The organism is Micromonospora sp. MW-13 (genome assembly GCF_003434305.1).
Classification (GTDB): Bacteria; Actinomycetota; Actinomycetes; order Mycobacteriales; family Micromonosporaceae; genus Micromonospora.
Genome location: NZ_QKKX01000002.1, coordinates 21,891 through 37,719, shown reverse-complemented (window position 1 = coordinate 37,719; position 15,829 = coordinate 21,891). Strand labels below are relative to the sequence as shown.

The following is a 15,829-nucleotide window of genomic DNA, read 5'->3' as shown; positions in this document are numbered from 1 at the left end:
AGCCTTGGACCATGACCGCCGTAACCGTCACCGACCCGCCCGCCACCTCGTCCAGCGTCCCCCGCCAACTCCTGCACGACTCCAGCTACGTGCTGCTGGGCCTGCCCCTGGCGCTGGCCAGCTTCGTGGTGTTGGTGGTGGGGCTGGCGCTCGGCCTGGGGCTGGTGGTGACCGTGATCGGCCTGCCGGTGCTCGCCGGCACCCTGTACACCGCCCGCGGGCTGGCCGACATCGAGCGGCTGCGGCTGCCCGCCGTGCTCGGCCAGGCCCGGGTCCGGCCCGACTACCGGCAGTCCGAGCCGGGCGCGGGTGCCTGGCGGCGGATCTTCGTGCCGATCCGGGACGCCCAGTCCTGGCTCGACCTGGCCCACGGCATCCTCAAGCTCATCGTGTCCGTCGTCACCTTCGTGGTGACCGTCACCTGGTGGGCCGGCACCCTGGTCGGCAGCCTCTACTGGACCTACGACTGGGCGCTGCCACGCAGCGACGAGAACCAGGACCTCAGCACCCTCCTCGGCCTGGGCGACTCGCCCGCCGCCCGGATCGGGCTGAACACCGCGATCGGGGTGTTCTTCCTGATCACCCTGCCGATGGTGGTCCGGGGGTGCGCGCGGCTCCAGGCCGGCTTCGCCCGCGCCCTGCTCACCGGGGTGGCCGAGATGCGCAACCGGATCACCGTGCTGGAGGAGCAGAAGCGGGCCGCCGTCTCCGCCGAGGCCGCCGCGCTGCGCCGGCTGGAGCGGGACATCCACGACGGCCCGCAGCAGCGCCTCGTCCGGCTGGCGATGGACCTGAGCCGGGCCCGCCAGCAGCTCGCCACCGACCCGGAGGCGGCCGGTCAGACCCTGGACGAGGCGGTCACCCAGACCCGCGACACCCTCGCCGAACTGCGCGCCCTGTCCCGGGGCATCGCGCCGCCGATCCTGGTCGACCGTGGGTTGCCCAGCGCCCTCGCGGCCCTGGCCGGGCGCGGGCTGGTCCCGGTCGAGCTGCGGATCGACCCCCGGCTGGAGGTCCCCGGCGAACGGCTCGACCCGGCCGTGGAGAGCACCGCCTACTTCGTGGTCGCCGAGGCGCTCACCAACGTCGCCAAGCACAGCGGGGCGACGGAGTGCGCGGTCGCGGTGACCCGACACGAGCGCCGGCTGGCCGTCGGCGTGAGCGACGACGGCCACGGCGGGGCGCACCTGGCCAAGGGGCACGGCCTCGCCGGGATCGCCGACCGGGTGCGCGCGGCGGGTGGCCGGCTGGACGTGGTCAGCCCGGCCGGCGGCCCGACGGAGGTCCGCGCGGAACTGCCGCTGTGAGCGCCGACGGCCCGGCCCACGACCCGGACGTGGTAGACATCAGCACCATGCGGGTGGTCATCGCGGACGACGCCGTGCTGCTCCGGGAGGGGCTGGTGCGGCTGCTCACCGAACAGGGGCACGAGGTGGTGGCCGCCGTCGGCGACGGCGACGCGCTGGTCGAGGCGGTGGTGACCCACCGGCCGGACGTGTCGATCGTCGACGTGCGGATGCCGCCGTCGCACACCGACGAGGGGCTGCGCGCCGCCGTGGAGGCCCGCCGGCTGGTCCCGCGTACGCCGGTCCTGGTGCTCTCCCAGTACGTCGAGGTGTCGTACGCCGACGACCTGCTGGCCACCACCGGCGGGGCCGGCGGCGGCGGGGTGGGCTACCTGCTCAAGGACCGGGTGGCCGACATCGACGAGTTCCTGGACGCGCTGGCCCGGGTGGCCGCCGGCGGCACCGTGCTCGACCCGGAGGTGGTCGGCCAGTTACTGGTCCGCCGCCGGCGCGACGACCCGCTGCGCGAGCTGACCCCCCGCGAGCGCGAGGTGCTGTCCCTGATGGCCGAGGGGCACTCCAACACCGCCATCGCCCGCGCCCTGGTGGTCACCGACGGGGCGGTGGAGAAGCACGTCCGCAACATCTTCACCAAGCTGGACCTGCCCCCCGACACCACCCAGCACCGCCGCGTGCTGGCCGTGCTGACCTACCTGCGCACCTGACCGGCCCCGGTCATCGGAGGGCGGCGGCGAGGGTGACCGCCCCGGTGAGGGTGTCGGCCACCGGGTGCCCGGACGCGCGCAGCCGGGCCCGGTCGGTGAACCCGCCCGTGTAGAGCACGGCCCGCCCACCGACCGACTCGGCGGCGTCGGCATCGTCGATCGAGTCCCCGATCAGCACCACGTCCCGGCCGTCCACCCCCAGCTCGGCCAGGTGCTTGACCAGCGACTCCGCCTTGCGGTCCCCGCCGACCGTGGCGCGCAGCCCGTCCACCCGGGCGAACCTGTCGGTCAGCCCGTGGGTGTGCACCGCGGGCACCAGCTCGTCGTGGAACCACATCGACAGCAGCGACTGGCCGCCCGGCCAGGCCGCCATCGCCACCGCCGCGTCGTCGGCCAGCGCGCAGGTGGTCAGCCCGCTGCGGTACGCGTCGTGGAAGATCCGGTCCAGCTCGCCGAACGCCTCGTCGTCGACGGCCCGGCCGAGCACCTCGGCGTAGTAGTCGGCGATCGGGCGACGGAACCGGACCCGGTGCTCGTCCGCGCTGACCGTCGGCCCGCCCACGCTGGTGAAGGCGGCGTTGGTGGCGGCCACCACCAGGTCGAGGTCGTTGAGCAGGGTGCCGTTCCAGTCCCATACCAGATGGGCGCGCGCAGGGGTCATCCCCGCACGATAAGCCCCACCCCCGACGTGCCGGGGGCGGGGCGGGGCGGGGCGGAGGCGGGCGGCGCGCGCTCAGAGCTGCGGCGTCGTCAGGTCCCGCAGCAGCCGCTCCTCCTCGACCCGCCAGTAGCCGTGCTCCTTGCCGTCGAGCAGCACCACCGGCAGCCGGTCGCCGTACTCGCGCTCCAGCTCCACGTCGCCGGTCACGTCCCGTTCGATCCACCGGTCCCCGGTGACCGCCACCACCCGGTCGAGCGCCGCCTTGGCGTCCTCGCAGAGGTGGCAGCCGGGGCGGGTGATCAGGGCGAGCCGGGCGTCACTGGACATCGGGAACCTCCGTGCGGGTGTCGGTCGGCGCCGCCGGGGACGGTGCCGGCCTGAGCTGGGTCTTGCGCACCTTGCCGATCGCCGAGTACGGCAGCGCGTCGACGAACTCGACGGCGGTCGGGCACTTGAACCGGGCCAGGTTACGGGCGCAGTGGGCGAGCGGTTCCTCCCGGTCACCGGACGACCCGGCGCCGGCACCACGTACGCCCGGACAGTCTTCCCGGTCCGCGGGTGCGGCACACCCCGTACCGCCGACTCGGCCACCCCCGCAGGCACGGCGAGCGCGGAGGGCGGCGGGTCGTCGGCCGACACGGAGGGTGACCGGGAGCGCGGGTGCGGCCGGGCGGCGGCGGCCAGGGCCCGCGCGACCGCGGTCACCGAGGCGTCCAGTGGGGACCAGGTCAGGGTGGTGTCCCCGCCGGTGCAACGCGGGGCGGTCGCCGTGGTCGGCCGCCGGTCCGGCGGAGCCGGTCGACGAGGTTCGGCGTGGGGCCGTCGGCCGCGTCCCGCACGGTGGCAGAGTCTGGCACAGCGGCGGCTCGCCCGGCCACGCCCGAGGCCGCGCCCGGTCCCCCGCCGGCACCGCCCCACCGGCCCCGGCGGGCGCGGTCGGCGGGGCCGTCCGGCGGGCCGCCGGCCGGGCCCACATCCGCAGGTTGACCTGGGGTTCCAATGCGGACCAGCTCCCCGGGCGAAAGTCAACCACACGCGACGGACAACCGGTCCGCCATCGGTGCGACGGGTCGGGAAATACTTCCGCTCTGTGTAACGGACTTGCCACGCGCGGGTGACGTTGGCCCTATCATCACTCGGGTCGGCTCACCCCATTTGCCGTGAGTCGACACCCCTCAGCCCGAGGAGGCCCCCGTGCCTGTGAGCGCATTGGACCAGCACCTCAAGGGGATCTGCCGCCTGTCGGCACGTCCCGGAAGGACTTTGCCCGGCCACCGTGACCCTGCCCGCACGGCGGCGTCCCGGCGGCCGGCGTGGGACCGGACCGGGGAGGCACGGTGACCAGCTTCGGCTACGCGGAGCGACCGGGTGGGCTGGCCGCGGCGGCCCGCGCCGCCCTCAACGAACGGCTGGGCGCGGCCCGCGGCTCCGACGACCTGTGGAGCGTCCCCGCGCGCGCCGACGGGGCGTCCAGACGCCTGCCCAACCGCTCGCACCACAACGAGGCGCCGCCCCGCCCGGCCGCGCCCGGGGGCAACGGCGGCCGGGTCGCCTCGCCGGCCAGGCCGACCATGCCGGCCCAGGGCCGGCGCAGCGCCGACACGCCGCCGACTACCGACCCGGCGACGACCGAGACCGCGGTGCTACCGGCGGTGTCCGCCAGCCCGCCGGCCGAGCCCGGCGGCACGTCGACCGGCTACCCCAGCCGGCCCGACCCGTCCGACCCGGCCACCGAGGTCTGGACGCTGGTCGAGCGCGCCCAGGCCGGCGAGGCCGAGGCGTTCGGGCTGATCTACGACCGGTACGTGGACACGGTCTTCCGCTTCGTCTACTTCCGGGTGGGCAACCGGCAGCTCGCCGAGGACCTCACCTCCGACACGTTCCTGCGCGCCCTCAAGCGGATCGGCAGCTTCACCTGGCAGGGCCGGGACCTCGGCGCCTGGCTGGTCACCATCGCCCGGAACCTGGTCGCCGACCACTTCAAGTCCGGGCGGTACCGGCTGGAGGTCACCACCGGCGACGTGCTGGACGCCGACCGGGAGGACCGCGGGCCGGAGGGCAGCCCGGAGGCGGCCGTCGTCGAGCACATCACCAACGTCGCCCTGCTCACCGCCGTGAAGCAGCTCAACCCGGAGCAGCAGGAGTGCATCGTGCTGCGGTTCCTCCAGGGGTTCTCGGTCGCGGAGACCGCCCGGGCGATGGGCAAGAACGAGGGCGCGATCAAGGCGTTGCAGTACCGGGCGGTCCGGGCCCTGGCCCGGCTGCTGCCGGACGGCTTCCAGCCCTGATCCGACGGTGGATCCACGCTCACCACAGCGTGATGGCCATCACTCTTCGTGGTTTCGCTCCCGCCGGCCCCGTAACCCGTGCCCGGCGCGGAGCGTTTCTCCGGGTGCGACCGGTGGTTGCCCCGGCATCCCCGGGCCCCACGGTCCGGACAGCGCGGCCGGCCACGGCCTTTCGTTCGTCGGCGCGCGCTGCCGCCGGTCGCTGGTGAGGACAGCGGCCGACCGGCCGTGACCAGCGAGAGGAGGTGCCTGCGGTGGACAGCGACCTCTTCTCCCGCCGGCGCGCCGAGCGCTTCGCGCAGCTTCTCGACGAAGCCAACGGCGGCCGACGTCACCACGTCAGGTCCCGGGCCGACGACCAGCTCGCCGCGCTCGTCGCGGTCAGCCGGCAGTTCAACGCCGATCCCCCGACCGTCGAGATCGACACCGGCTTCCGAACCGGGCTGCGGGCGATGCTCGTCGCCACGGCCGAACGGGAGGGTGTCGGCGCCACGGCGACCGGGGCGACCGATGCGGCACCGGCCGGCCACCGGGGCGCGGTCGGCGCCGGGCAGCGCGGCTCGTTCCTGCCCGCGGCGACCGCCCGCCGGGCCCGCGCCCGGGGCGCCATCCTGGTCGGGGTGGCCGCCGGCGCCATCGCCGTCTCCGGCATCTCCGCCGCCAGCGAGAACGCGGTGCCCGGCGACGCCCTCTACGGCATGAAGCGCTCCACCGAACGTGCCCAGCTCGCGCTGGCCAGCTCGGACCTCAGCCGAGGTCAGCTCTTCCTCGACTTCGCCCGCACCCGGCTCGGCGAGGCCGCCGCGCTGCGGGGGGACCAGCTCGGGTTCGAGGCCGTCCTCGACGACATGGACTCGGACACCCGCCAGGGCGTACGACTGCTGACCACCACCGCCGCGCAGCGCACCGACCCGGCCGGCCTGGACGCGGTGAACACCTTCGTCGCCGGACAGCGCCGGGCCGTCGGCGACCTGCTCGACGGGGCCGGCCGGGCGGAGCGGGACCGGGTCCGCCGCTCGCTCACCCTGCTCGACGCCATCCGGAAACGCTCGGACGCCCTGCGCGCGGCCATCGACTGCGAGTTGCCCGCCCCGGCCGGCAGCGACGCGCTCGGCCCGACCCCCGCCGCCTGTCCCGGCGACCGCTGAGCCACCCGACGGCCCCGACGGACCCCGCCGGGGCGCGCCCGACCCAGCGGGCTGCCGCCCGCCCCGGGGGGCGGCCCGGGCCGCTGACCAGCGGACACGCAGCGCATGCCACAGTTCCCGCGCAGCGGGCCGGGCGGCCAGCCCGGCCGGCTACTCTCGCTGGAGGCACTTGTCGGGTCGTCGAGCGAGGGAGGTCGGGTGGCCCGTACCCGCAAGGTGACGGTCAGCACCGACCGCCACGGTCACACGGCTGGCTGGGCGGAGACCGAAGCCGCGCCGGCCACCCCGGTCGTCGCCGACCCGGGCGCCGCCGCGTTCTTCGACGTGGACAACACGATGATGCAGGGCGCGTCGATCTACTGGTTCGCCCGCGGGCTCGCCGCCCGGAAGTACTTCACGACCGGCGACCTGGCCCGGTTCGCCTGGCAGCAGCTCCGGTTCCGGGTGCTCGCCACCGAGCACGCCGGGGACATGTCGCAGGCCAAGGAGGCCGCGCTGGCCTTCGTCGAGGGCTGGCGGGTGGACGACGTGGAACGGCTCGCCGAGGAGATCTTCGACGAGCTGATGGCTCCCCGGATCTGGACCGGCACCCGCCGCCTCGCGCAGCAGCACCTCGACATCGGCGAGCGGGTCTGGCTGGTCAGCGCCGCGCCGGTCGAGATCGGCCGGGTGATCGCGGCCCGGCTGGGCCTGACGGGGGCGATCGGCACGGTGGCCGAGGTGGTCGACGGCGCGTACACCGGCCGGCTGGTCGGCGACCTGATGCACGGCCCGGCCAAGGCCGAGGCGGTGGCCCAGCTCGCCGAGGTCGAGGGGCTGGACCTGTCCCGCTGCGCCGCCTACAGCGACTCCGTCAACGACCTGCCGATGCTCTCCACCGTCGGCCGGGCGGTGGCGATCAACCCGGACGCAGCGCTGCTGCGGCAGGCCCGGCAGCAGGGCTGGGCGGTGCGGGACTTCCGCACCGGCCGACGGGTGGCCAGGATCGCCGTGCCGTCGACGGCGGCGGCCGGGCTGCTGGCCGGCGCAGTGAGCGCCGGGCTGGCGCTGCACCGGCGCCGCCACCCCCACTGACCGCCACCGGGCCGGCTTGACCGCCACGGGGCCGGCAGCGCGCCGCCGGCGCGGGATCAGGGGCCGAACGGGTCGGGGCGGCGTTCCAGGAGGGTGTGCAGGGTCTGTTGGATGGTCTCCCGCACCTGGTCGGCGAGGTTGAACACGACCAGGGGGTCGTCGGCCGAGTCGGTGAGGTGGGCGGTCGGGATCGGCGGGCAGAACTCGATCAGCCACTTGCTCGGCAGCGGCACCATCCCGAGTGGGCCGAGCCACGGGAACGTCGGCGTGACCGGGAAATACGGCAGCTTGAGCAGCCGCGCGAGGGGCTTGATGTCGGCGAGCATCGGGTAGATCTCCTCGCCGCCCACGATCGCCACCGGAACGATCGGGGTGCCGGTGCGCAGCGCCGCCGAGACGAACCCGCCCCGGCCGAAGCGTTGCAGCTTGTACCGGTCGGAGTAGAGCTTGCCGATGCCCTTGAACCCCTCGGGAAAGACGCCCACCAGCTCGCCGGAGCCGAGCAGCCGCTCGGCGTCCGGGTTGCAGGCGACCGTCCCGCCGGTCTTGCGGGCGATCTCGGAGACCACCGGCATCCGGAACACCAGGTCCGCGCCGAGCAGCCGCAGGTAGCGGTGGGCCGGATGCTGGTCGTGCAGGGCGGCGGAGAGGATCAGCGCGTCCAGCGCCACCGTGCCGGAGTGGTTGCCGACGACCAGGCCGGACCCATCCGACGGCACGTGCTCCAGGCCGGTGACCTCGGTGCGGAACCAGTCCCGGTAGAGCAGTCGCAGCAGCGGGTGGAAGACGGACCCGGTCAGCTCCGGGTCGAAGCCGAACTCGTCCACCTGGTAGTCGCCGGAGAACCTGCGCCGCAGGAACGCCAGCCCGGACGCGACCCGCCGGTCCCACACGTCGCCTGGTCCGTCCGGTACCGCCGGGTCCCGTGGCCCGGGCTCCGCCGCCCCACCCGGCGGGTCGGCCGCCGGGGCGGTCCCGGCGTCCGGAACCGGGGCGGCCTCCGGGGCCGGGTGCCGGCCGTTGCACCGCGCCGGCTCCGCGTCCGAGCCGGCCACGTCCAGCGGTACGTCGTACCGGCCGTTGGCCCCGGCGCGGCGGCGCTCCTCGTCCGGCTGGCTCACGGCTGCTCCCGTACGGCCGCGCGCACCTGGCGGATGCCGTCGAGGACGGCCCGTTCGGCGGCGGCGAGCTGCCTGCGGGTGACCACCACACCGCCCTGGTGGGCGCGGATGAAGTCGTCGAACGCGGCGACGGTGGACCGGGGCGTGAAACCGTACTCGCGCTCCAGCGCGGAGGTGTCCACCACCCGGCCGTGCACGAAGAGGTCGACCTGGTCCAGGCCGTACCGGCCGAAGCCGAGGTTGCGGGCCAGCGCGGCGGCCCCGGACAGGCCCGGTTCGAGCACCGGCACGCCCACCCGGCCGGCCCGCCGGATCGCCTGGGACAGGGCGAGCACGCCGGGCCCGGCCACGTTGAACGTCCCCGGGTGGTCCTCGGCGACCGAGCGGTGCAGCACCTCCAGCGCGTCGTCGAAGTGCACGAACTGCAACCGGGGGTCGCGCCCGAACACCGTGGGCACGAACGGCTGGGAGAAGTACCGGGTCAGCGTGGTGTCGGCGGTGGAGCCGATGAACGGCGCGAACCGCAGCACGGTGGCGGTGACGTCGGGACGGCGGCGGCGGAAGCCGCGGACGTACCCCTCGATGTCGAGGATGTCGCGACCGAAGCCGCCGCGCGGCACCTCGCGCGGCTCGGTCTCCTCGGTGAAGACCGCCGGGTCGCGGAACGACGCCCCGTACGCGGCGGTCGACGACCGGACGACGAGCTTGCGCAGCCTGGGCGCCCGCTGGCAGGCGGCGAGGAGCTGCATGGTGCCGATGACGTTCTGCTCCTTCATCGCCGACCGGCCGCCCTGCTGCGGGTCGGGGGCGGTGACGAGGGCGAGGTGCACGACGGCGTCGACGTCGAGGTCGGCGAGGAGGCCGCCGAGGGAGCCGAGGTCGATCCGGATCCGCTCGACGCCGTCGAGCAGGCCGGCCAGCTCCGGGTTCGGAGCGGCCGGGTCGACGCCGATCACCCGCTCGATCCGCGGGTCGGCGGCGAGCCGGGCCGCGACGTGGGCGCCGAGGTAGCGACCGGTCCCGGTGACGACGACCACCCCCGGGGCACCTGGGGTGCCACCGGGGGTCATGTCGTGCACCAACCTCGGCAGGCAGGATCGAGCCGGGACAACCGCGGCCTGATCACCTGAGCCCTCCGAGGGTCGACAGTTGGCAAGCGACGCCGGTGCCGGGCCTGGGCCCGGCCCGGGTCACTTGCCGAGACGGCGACGCTGGACGCGGGTCTTGCGCAGCAGCTTGCGGTGCTTCTTCTTAGCCATGCGCTTGCGGCGCTTCTTGACCACCGAGCCCATACGAAAGCCTTTCGATGCAACGTGCGGGGCGGACCGGGTGACACCACGCAGTGGCGTCGACGACCGCTTGCGGACAATGGACCGGACCACTTGGCGGACGGCGGGGCGCACCGGTGTCGGGTCACGGTCCGGTCCAGGGTAGCCGGAGAGCGTCAGCAGGACCAACGCGCCCCCGTCGATGCCCGTTACGTCGCACTCGGCGGGGTGGTCGGGGACGGATCAGGCGGTCTCCTGAAAGGCGCCCCGCAGGTACTCGTGCACCGCGTGCTCGGGCACCCGGAACGACCGGCCGACCCGCACGGCGGTCAGCTCACCGCTGTGCACGAGGCGGTAGACCGTCATCTTGGACACCCGCATCACCGACGCCACCTCGGCGACGGTGAGGAACTTGACCTCCGACAGCCGACCGTCGGACTGCGACCCGGCCATGGCTCACCGACCCATCCCATGCCCGGCGCGTGCCGCCGGACGGGATGCTCCCGCCAGGACGGGCTACGCGCGTGTTACCAGTACGGTAGCGGGACGGCTGTGACCGGCGCGATCCCTTCCCGTAACTGATCATGGACGGATGGCGTTCCCGGCCGGTCATCCGGCGTTTTCCGCCCGTACGCGACCGCCGTCCCGCCCCGCCGACCACCCCGTTCCCGGTGACGGTGCGCGGAGGCGCCCGGTGGCTCCGGCGGCGCCACCGGAGCCACCGGACGGGTGCCCCGATCCGCTTCCGGACGCGGACCGGGGCTCCGCGCTGGGAGCGGGGAACAGTGTCTCAGGTCCCCCGTCGGGGCCGGACAGCGGTCGATCATGAGCCGGGCCGCCGTCGCCGACCGCCCCGGGACCCGTCGTCGGCTCAGCCCGCCGCCGCCCGGGCGGAGCCGACGCACTCGTCGTGCAGCGCCGACCAGGGCTCGCCGAACGCCTGCTCGGACGCCTCGTCCGGCGACCGCCGGTCGTGCACCACCGACCTGAAGAACGCGAGGAGCCGCTGCTCGCCGAACCGGTCGACGAGGTGGCGCACGGCCAGGTACCCGACGCCGTAGCTGCCGCCGACCCGCCGGGCAGGGGCGTCGTCGGCCGGCGTCAGGGCGTCCAGCCGGCCGTTCCAGCCACCGCCCGGGGCGAGCAACTCGCGCACCTCGGCCAGCCCCTCGTACCGGCCGACCGGCTGGCCGCCGGCGCCCGCGTACTCGGCGATCCCCTCGACCAGCCACCAGGTGGACGTGGCCGGGTACCCGCGCTCGGGCAGGGACGCGGCGTGGGTCAGCTCGTGCCGGAGCAGGTCGTCGGCGCCGGCGGCGGAGAGACCGTCGGCGTTGAGCACCACCTCGTGGTGGCCGCCCCCGACGGTGACGGCGTACCCGCCGGTCCACTTCGGCCGGCCGCCGCCGTACCAGCTCAGCCACTCGGCGCGGCCGGCGTAGAAGACCCGGTACCGGTCGGGCGGCGCGCCGGCGACCGCGTACCCGTCGGCGACCCGGGCCGCCGCCTCGGCCTGGCGGAGCAGGCCGGGCAGCTTCCCGCGCAGCGCCGGGGTGGTGGCCACGACGGTACGCGGACCGACCGCGACCACCAGCTCGCTGATTTCCCACGGCCGGGTGCCGGTCTCGGCGGACCGGGACTCCTCCATGGCGACCAGCCGGACCTCGCCGCCGGAGTCCCGCCACCGGGTGCCGATCAGCACCGGGCTCGGCCGGCAGCCGGGAACCACGAGGCAGTACTGGAAGCGGACGACGATCCGCCACTCGTCGGGCCGGCTGGGGACGGTGGCCGGCAGGCCGGTCGGCTCGGGCCGCCAGACGGTGACCCGCAGCGCCCGCAGGGCGGCGTACCGGCGGGTGAGGGCGGGGTGGGCGGCCGGCTCGGCGACGGCGAGGAACCCGGCCCGGTCGCCGCCGAGCAGCGCGGCGGCCTGGCGGTCGAGCTGCCCGGCGATCCGCTCGCCGAGCTGGCGCGCCGCCCGGGTGGCGGGGTCGGCCGCGTCGGCGGGCCCGAGCCGGCCGACCGTGGGCCGGCCGGCGACCTCGTGCAGGACGCCGATCAGCAGCACGGTCGGGAGGCCGCAGGTGAGCATCGTCAGGACCACGCCGAGGACGACCCGAAGCGGCCAGAGCCGGTGTCGCCGCGGTTCGTTCCACCCGTCCAACCCGTCGGTCACCCGGCGAAGGTTACGACCTGCGGACCGTTCGGGCGAGCGCCGCCACGGCCGGCCGGCCCCGCCGCCGGGTCCCCGTGCCCATCAGCACGAGCACCGGGCCGGCTACTTCTTCGAGACGAGGGCCCGGCCGAAGAAGGCCAGGTTGGCGGGGCGCTCAGCGAGCCGGCGCATCAGGTAGCCGTACCAGTCGGTGCCGTACGGCAGGTAGGTGCGGACCAGGTAGCCCTCGCCGACCAGCCGGGCCTGCTCGTCCGGCCGGATGCCGTAGAGCATCTGGAACTCGAAGCGGTCGGGGCCCCGGTCGAACCAGCGGGCCCGGTCCTCGCCGATGGCGATCAGACGCGGGTCGTGGGTGGCCAGCATCGGGTACCCGTCGCCGGACATCAGGATGTTCAGGCACCGCACGTACGACTTGTCCACCTCGCGGGCGGACTGGTACGCCACCGACTCCGGCTCCTTGTACGCCCCCTTGCACAGCCGCACCCGGGACCCGGTCGAGGCCAGCTCCCGGCAGTCCGACTCGGTCCGCCGCAGGTACGCCTGGAGCACCGCCCCGGTCGACGGGAAGTCCTTGCGCAGCTTGCCGAGCACGTCCAGCGTCGAGTCGGTGGTGGTGTGGTCCTCCATGTCCAGGGTGACCGTGGTGCCCGCCTCGTGGGCCACCGCGCAGATCGCCCGGACGTTGTCGTACGCGAGCTGCTCGTCGAACATCTGGCCGAGCGCCGAGAGCTTCACGCTGACCTCGGCCGCCGGGGTGAGCCCGGCCTCGGAGAGCAGCCTGAGCAGCCTCAGGTACTCGTCCCGGGTGGCGGTGGCCTGGTCGGGGGTGACGGTGTCCTCGCCGAGGTTGTCGAGGGTGACCGCGAGGCCGTCCGCGACGAGTTCGCGGGTCGCGCGCAACGCGTCGTCGGTGCCGGCGCCGGCGACGAACCGGCGGACGACGTCCCGGGTGAACGGGGCCGTCGCGACGAGCCGCTCGACCTGGGATGACCGGGAGGCGGCAAGAATGACGGAACGGAGCATGTGCCGAGGGTAACGCCCGGGGTCACCCCCGCGCCGGGGGGCGGGCATCGTACGTCGCCCCCGCCCCCGGGGCTGCCGACGTGGCGCGGATCAGCTACAACGATCCACGTGGAAGAACGCCCCCGACGCCGGCTCCGGTCGGCCACCGTGCAGCTCGGCGCGCTGACAGCCCTCGCGCTCACCCTCTCCGGCTGCAACATGTCCTCCGACGACGATGACGACGACTGCGCGCTCGGGCCGGCCGGCGGCGGGACGACCGTGGCGCTGGCGATGCACGTGCCCACCACCGCCGCCGACGCCACCCGCGCCGAGCCGCGGCCGGTCGCCGCCGCCGTGCCCGAACGCGGCGGCTTCGGCACCCACCTCGCCTCCTGCGGGGGCTGACGTGCGGCGCGAGGCGGTCACCCCCCGCCCGGACTGGGACGCCACCGTCCGCTCGCAGGGCCTGGTGTACATCGACACCGAGCTGCCCGACGGCGGGATCATGTCGTACTGGGACGAGACCGCGGCGTACGCCTTCGGCCTGGAGGAGGTGCTCCGGCTGGAGGAGGCGACCGCGGAGCTGCACCGGATGTCCGTCGCCGCCGCCGAGCACATCGTGGCCGGCAACCGGTACGCCGAGCTGGGCATCCCCGCCTGGGCGGCCGAGGCGGTGGCCCGGTCGCTGCGCGAGGCGCCGCCCAGCCTCTACGGCCGCTTCGACCTCTGGTACGACGGCACCTGGCCGCCGAAGCTGCTGGAGTACAACGCCGACACCCCCACCTCGCTGGTCGAGGCGAGCATCGTCCAGTGGTACTGGCTGGAGCAGACCCGCCCCGAGGCGGACCAGTGGAACAGCCTGCACGAGCGGCTCGTCGCCGCCTGGGCGAGGTTCGGCGCCGACCTGCACGACAAGCAGGTGCACGTGGCCTGGTCGAACGAGGAGGAATCCGGCGAGGACCAGATCACCGCCGGGTACCTGGCCGAGACGGCCCGGCAGGCCGGGCTCACGGCGGAGCTGCTGCCGATCCAGGACGTCGGCTGGGACGGCCGGCGCTTCGTCGACGCCGCCGACCGGCCGGTCACCACCTGCTTCAAGCTCTACCCCTGGGAGTGGATGCTCGCCGAGCCGTACGGCCCGCTGGCGCTGGACCCGGGCACCCCGACCACCTGGATCGAGCCGGCGTGGAAGCTGCTGCTGTCCAACAAGGCGCTGCTCGCCGTGCTGTGGGAGCTGTACCCCGGCCACGAGTACCTGCTGCCGGCGTACCTGGACTCGCCGCGCGGGATGACCGAGTACGTCGCCAAGCCGCTGCTCGGCCGCGAGGGCGGCTCGGTGCGGATCGTCACCGGTGGCGAGGAGATCACCAATCCGGGCATCTACGGCGACGAGGGCTTCTGCTACCAGGAGTTCCGGGCCCTGCCGGATTTCGACGGCAACCACGTGGTGCTGGGCAGCTGGATCGTCGACGGGCAGCCGGCCGGCGCGGGGGTGCGGGAGAGCCGGAGTCTGATCACCGACGGCTACGCCCGGTTCCTGCCGCACTACATCGACACACCGCGACTCCCCTGAGTCGTCTACGGTTGAAGGCGTGAACTTCGACGCGTACGCCCGGACCGGGGTTGACCTCGTCAACGCCCGGCTGGACGACCTCGACGACCTGCGGGCCATCTTCCCCGACGACAACGCGTGGATGCGCGACGAGGTCGCGGAGCGGGACCTCGCGATCTTCCGGCGGGCGCAGAAGCGCCTGCGCGACGTCTTCGAGTACGGCACCTCCGGGCGGGACGCCCAGGCGGTGGCCGAGCTGAACACGCTGCTTGAGGCGTACCCGGTGCAGCCGCGCATCTCCGGCCACGACTCCAGTGACTGGCACATGCACGTGACCAGCCGGGGCGCGTCGGTGAGCGCGGAGTACCTGGCCGGCGCCGTGTGGGGGCTGTCGGTCTGGCTCTGCGAGTACGGCAGCGCCCGGTTCGGGGTCTGCGCCGACGAGCGCTGCGGCAACGTCTACCTGGACACCTCGTCGAACTGCTGCCGGCGGTTCTGCTCGGAGCGCTGCGCGACCCGTTCGCACGTGGCCGCGCACCGGGCCCGCAAGCGGGCGGCGATCGGCGAGCAGGTCACCGCGCCGGCCGGTGAGTCCCTCACCCCGGTGAGCTGACCGGCCCGCCGGACCGTCGGCGACTCCGAGCGGGAGCCGACCGCGCCGGGGCGGGTCAGGCGTCGACCGGGGACGGGGCGGTGAGGTGGGCACGGGCGAACTCCAGGGCCTCCCGCAGGTCCGCCTCGCGGACCGCGCGGCTCCTCGCGCCCCGGGTGGTGACCTCCACGGCGACCGAGCCGGTGAAGCCCCGCCCCGCCAGGGAGCGGAGCAGCTCGGCGCAGGGCTGGGTGCCGCGCCCCGGGACCAGGTGCTCGTCGCGCCCCTCGCCGGTGCCGTCGCCGAGGTGTACGTGGGCCAGGGCGGCGCCCATCCGGTCGGCCATCTCCAGCGAGTCGGTGTGCGATGCGGCGCAGTGCGACAGGTCGAGCGTGTACGACGGGTAGCCGGTCTCGGTCGGGTCCCAGCCCGGCACGTACGGGACGAACTGCCGGCCGGCCATCCGCACCGGGTACATGTTCTCCACCGCCAGGCGCAGGCCGTCGAACTGGTCGGCGACCGTCGCCAGCCCGTCGGCGAAGTTCCGGGCGTAGTCCCGCTGCCAGGTGAAGGGCGGGTGCACCACGACGGTCGGTGCCTCCAGCGTCTCGGCCAGCTCGGCGGCCCGGCGCAGCCGCTCCCACGGGTCGGGGCTCCACACCCGCTGGGTGACCAGCAGGCACGGCGCGTGGACGGAGAGCACCGGCACCCCGTAGTGCTCGGCCAGGCCGCGCAGCGCCCCGGCGTCCTGGCTCACGGCGTCGGTCCAGACCATCACCTCGACGCCGTCGTAGCCGAGCGCCGCAGCCAGTTGGAACGCCGCCGCGGTCCGCTCAGGGAAGACCGAGGAAGTGGACAGGAGCACCGGCACGCGGGTAGTCACACCAGCCAGGGTAGCCCCGCCCCGCTGCGGCATCGTGACGAGCGGTCGCAAAT

The 15,829-nt window shown here is 74.7% G+C and carries 17 protein-coding genes and 1 pseudogene; 8 read left to right on the top strand and 10 right to left on the bottom strand.

All coding sequences use genetic code 11. The features are described 5' to 3' along the window. Positions 1-11: 11 nt before the first annotated feature. Both C5N14_RS01430 and C5N14_RS01425 read left to right on the top strand, forming a co-directional pair. The gene (locus tag C5N14_RS01430; RefSeq protein WP_117664981.1) at positions 12-1,307 is read left to right on the top strand and encodes a sensor histidine kinase; all 1,296 of its coding nucleotides are present in this window, start codon (positions 12-14) and stop codon (positions 1,305-1,307) included. Between the two features lie 47 nt (positions 1,308-1,354). Next, positions 1,355-2,011 carry a response regulator transcription factor gene (locus C5N14_RS01425; RefSeq protein ID WP_117665068.1) on the top strand — a complete coding sequence of 219 codons (657 nt, stop codon included), beginning with the start codon at positions 1,355-1,357 and terminating at the stop codon, positions 2,009-2,011. Between the two features lie 10 nt (positions 2,012-2,021). Here C5N14_RS01425 and C5N14_RS01420 read toward each other — a convergent pair whose 3' ends face one another. Together C5N14_RS01420 and C5N14_RS01415 are read right to left on the bottom strand one after the other, a co-directional pair. Then, the gene (locus tag C5N14_RS01420) at positions 2,022-2,672 is read right to left on the bottom strand and encodes an HAD family hydrolase (protein ID WP_117664980.1); all 651 of its coding nucleotides are present in this window, start codon (positions 2,670-2,672) and stop codon (positions 2,022-2,024) included. Positions 2,673-2,744: 72 nt separating this feature from the next. Further along, a complete protein-coding gene (locus tag C5N14_RS01415; RefSeq protein WP_117664979.1) occupies positions 2,745-2,999 on the bottom strand; it encodes a glutaredoxin family protein in 255 nt (84 codons plus the stop codon). A 1,109-nt stretch (positions 3,000-4,108) separates the two neighbouring features. On the opposite strand from C5N14_RS01415, the gene C5N14_RS01405 reads away from it, so the two are divergent. The 3 genes from C5N14_RS01405 (at position 4,109) to C5N14_RS01395 (ending at position 7,182) form a co-directional block, all read left to right on the top strand. Beyond that, on the top strand, positions 4,109-4,960 hold the full coding sequence (locus tag C5N14_RS01405) for an ECF subfamily RNA polymerase sigma factor, BldN family (protein ID WP_371685785.1): 852 nt from the start codon (positions 4,109-4,111) through the stop codon (positions 4,958-4,960). A gap of 254 nt (positions 4,961-5,214) precedes the next feature. Then, entirely contained in the window at positions 5,215-6,108 is an 894-nt protein-coding gene (locus tag C5N14_RS01400; protein WP_117664977.1) for a DUF5667 domain-containing protein, read from the top strand. Between the two features lie 105 nt (positions 6,109-6,213). Further along, the gene (locus C5N14_RS01395; RefSeq protein WP_117664976.1) at positions 6,214-7,182 is read left to right on the top strand and encodes an HAD family phosphatase; all 969 of its coding nucleotides are present in this window, start codon (positions 6,214-6,216) and stop codon (positions 7,180-7,182) included. A 56-nt stretch (positions 7,183-7,238) separates the two neighbouring features. On the opposite strand, the gene C5N14_RS01390 is transcribed toward C5N14_RS01395, so the two are convergent. From C5N14_RS01390 to C5N14_RS01360, 7 genes and pseudogenes are all read right to left on the bottom strand, one after another. Beyond that, on the bottom strand, positions 7,239-8,075 hold the full coding sequence (locus tag C5N14_RS01390; RefSeq protein ID WP_117665067.1) for a lysophospholipid acyltransferase family protein: 837 nt from the start codon (positions 8,073-8,075) through the stop codon (positions 7,239-7,241). A gap of 224 nt (positions 8,076-8,299) precedes the next feature. Next, positions 8,300-9,373 (bottom strand): NAD-dependent epimerase/dehydratase family protein, encoded by a 1,074-nt coding sequence (locus C5N14_RS01385; RefSeq protein WP_117664975.1) that lies wholly within the window; start codon positions 9,371-9,373, stop codon positions 8,300-8,302. 120 nt (positions 9,374-9,493) lie between these two features. Next, positions 9,494-9,595, bottom strand: a complete 102-nt coding sequence (locus tag C5N14_RS01380) for a 30S ribosomal protein bS22 (RefSeq protein ID WP_007465623.1) — start codon at positions 9,593-9,595, stop codon at positions 9,494-9,496. Positions 9,596-9,814: 219 nt separating this feature from the next. Beyond that, positions 9,815-10,024 (bottom strand): helix-turn-helix domain-containing protein, encoded by a 210-nt coding sequence (locus C5N14_RS01375; protein WP_117664974.1) that lies wholly within the window; start codon positions 10,022-10,024, stop codon positions 9,815-9,817. 156 nt (positions 10,025-10,180) lie between these two features. Beyond that, positions 10,181-10,423, bottom strand: a pseudogene (locus C5N14_RS34055) (hypothetical protein); the annotation flags it as partial. Between the two features lie 19 nt (positions 10,424-10,442). After that, the gene (locus tag C5N14_RS01365) at positions 10,443-11,747 is read right to left on the bottom strand and encodes a hypothetical protein (RefSeq protein ID WP_117664973.1); all 1,305 of its coding nucleotides are present in this window, start codon (positions 11,745-11,747) and stop codon (positions 10,443-10,445) included. Positions 11,748-11,849: 102 nt separating this feature from the next. Further along, positions 11,850-12,770: a proline dehydrogenase family protein gene (locus C5N14_RS01360; RefSeq protein WP_117664972.1), complete on the bottom strand. Its 921-nt coding sequence runs from the start codon at positions 12,768-12,770 to the stop codon at positions 11,850-11,852. Positions 12,771-12,878: 108 nt separating this feature from the next. Here C5N14_RS01360 and C5N14_RS01355 point away from each other — a divergent pair, with 108 nt between their 5' ends. The 3 genes from C5N14_RS01355 to C5N14_RS01345 are packed head-to-tail and all read left to right on the top strand — an operon-like array spanning position 12,879 to position 14,914. Further along, entirely contained in the window at positions 12,879-13,154 is a 276-nt protein-coding gene (locus C5N14_RS01355; RefSeq protein ID WP_243639042.1) for a hypothetical protein, read from the top strand. A 1-nt stretch (position 13,155) separates the two neighbouring features. Next, a complete protein-coding gene (locus tag C5N14_RS01350; protein ID WP_117664971.1) occupies positions 13,156-14,322 on the top strand; it encodes a glutathionylspermidine synthase family protein in 1,167 nt (388 codons plus the stop codon). A 19-nt stretch (positions 14,323-14,341) separates the two neighbouring features. Beyond that, positions 14,342-14,914 (top strand): CGNR zinc finger domain-containing protein, encoded by a 573-nt coding sequence (locus C5N14_RS01345; RefSeq protein WP_117664970.1) that lies wholly within the window; start codon positions 14,342-14,344, stop codon positions 14,912-14,914. A gap of 55 nt (positions 14,915-14,969) precedes the next feature. On the opposite strand, the gene C5N14_RS01340 is transcribed toward C5N14_RS01345, so the two are convergent. Further along, positions 14,970-15,776, bottom strand: coding sequence for a sugar phosphate isomerase/epimerase (locus tag C5N14_RS01340; protein ID WP_207892583.1), 807 nt, complete (start codon positions 15,774-15,776; stop codon positions 14,970-14,972). Positions 15,777-15,829: the final 53 nt, after the last annotated feature.

Bases quoted from the DNA above. Each gene is read 5' to 3' on its own strand.
- C5N14_RS01430 (WP_117664981.1), top strand. From the start codon at position 12: ATGACCGCCGTAACCGTCACCGACCCGCCCGCCACCTCGTCCAGCGTC.
- C5N14_RS01425 (WP_117665068.1), top strand. From the start codon at position 1,355: ATGCGGGTGGTCATCGCGGACGACGCCGTGCTGCTCCGGGAGGGGCTG.
- C5N14_RS01420 (WP_117664980.1), bottom strand. From the start codon at position 2,672: ATGACCCCTGCGCGCGCCCATCTGGTATGGGACTGGAACGGCACCCTG.
- C5N14_RS01415 (WP_117664979.1), bottom strand. From the start codon at position 2,999: ATGTCCAGTGACGCCCGGCTCGCCCTGATCACCCGCCCCGGCTGCCAC.
- C5N14_RS01395 (WP_117664976.1), top strand. From the start codon at position 6,214: ATGCCACAGTTCCCGCGCAGCGGGCCGGGCGGCCAGCCCGGCCGGCTA.
- C5N14_RS01385 (WP_117664975.1), bottom strand. From the start codon at position 9,373: ATGACCCCCGGTGGCACCCCAGGTGCCCCGGGGGTGGTCGTCGTCACC.
- C5N14_RS01380 (WP_007465623.1), bottom strand. From the start codon at position 9,595: ATGGGCTCGGTGGTCAAGAAGCGCCGCAAGCGCATGGCTAAGAAGAAG.
- C5N14_RS01375 (WP_117664974.1), bottom strand. From the start codon at position 10,024: ATGGCCGGGTCGCAGTCCGACGGTCGGCTGTCGGAGGTCAAGTTCCTC.
- C5N14_RS01360 (WP_117664972.1), bottom strand. From the start codon at position 12,770: ATGCTCCGTTCCGTCATTCTTGCCGCCTCCCGGTCATCCCAGGTCGAG.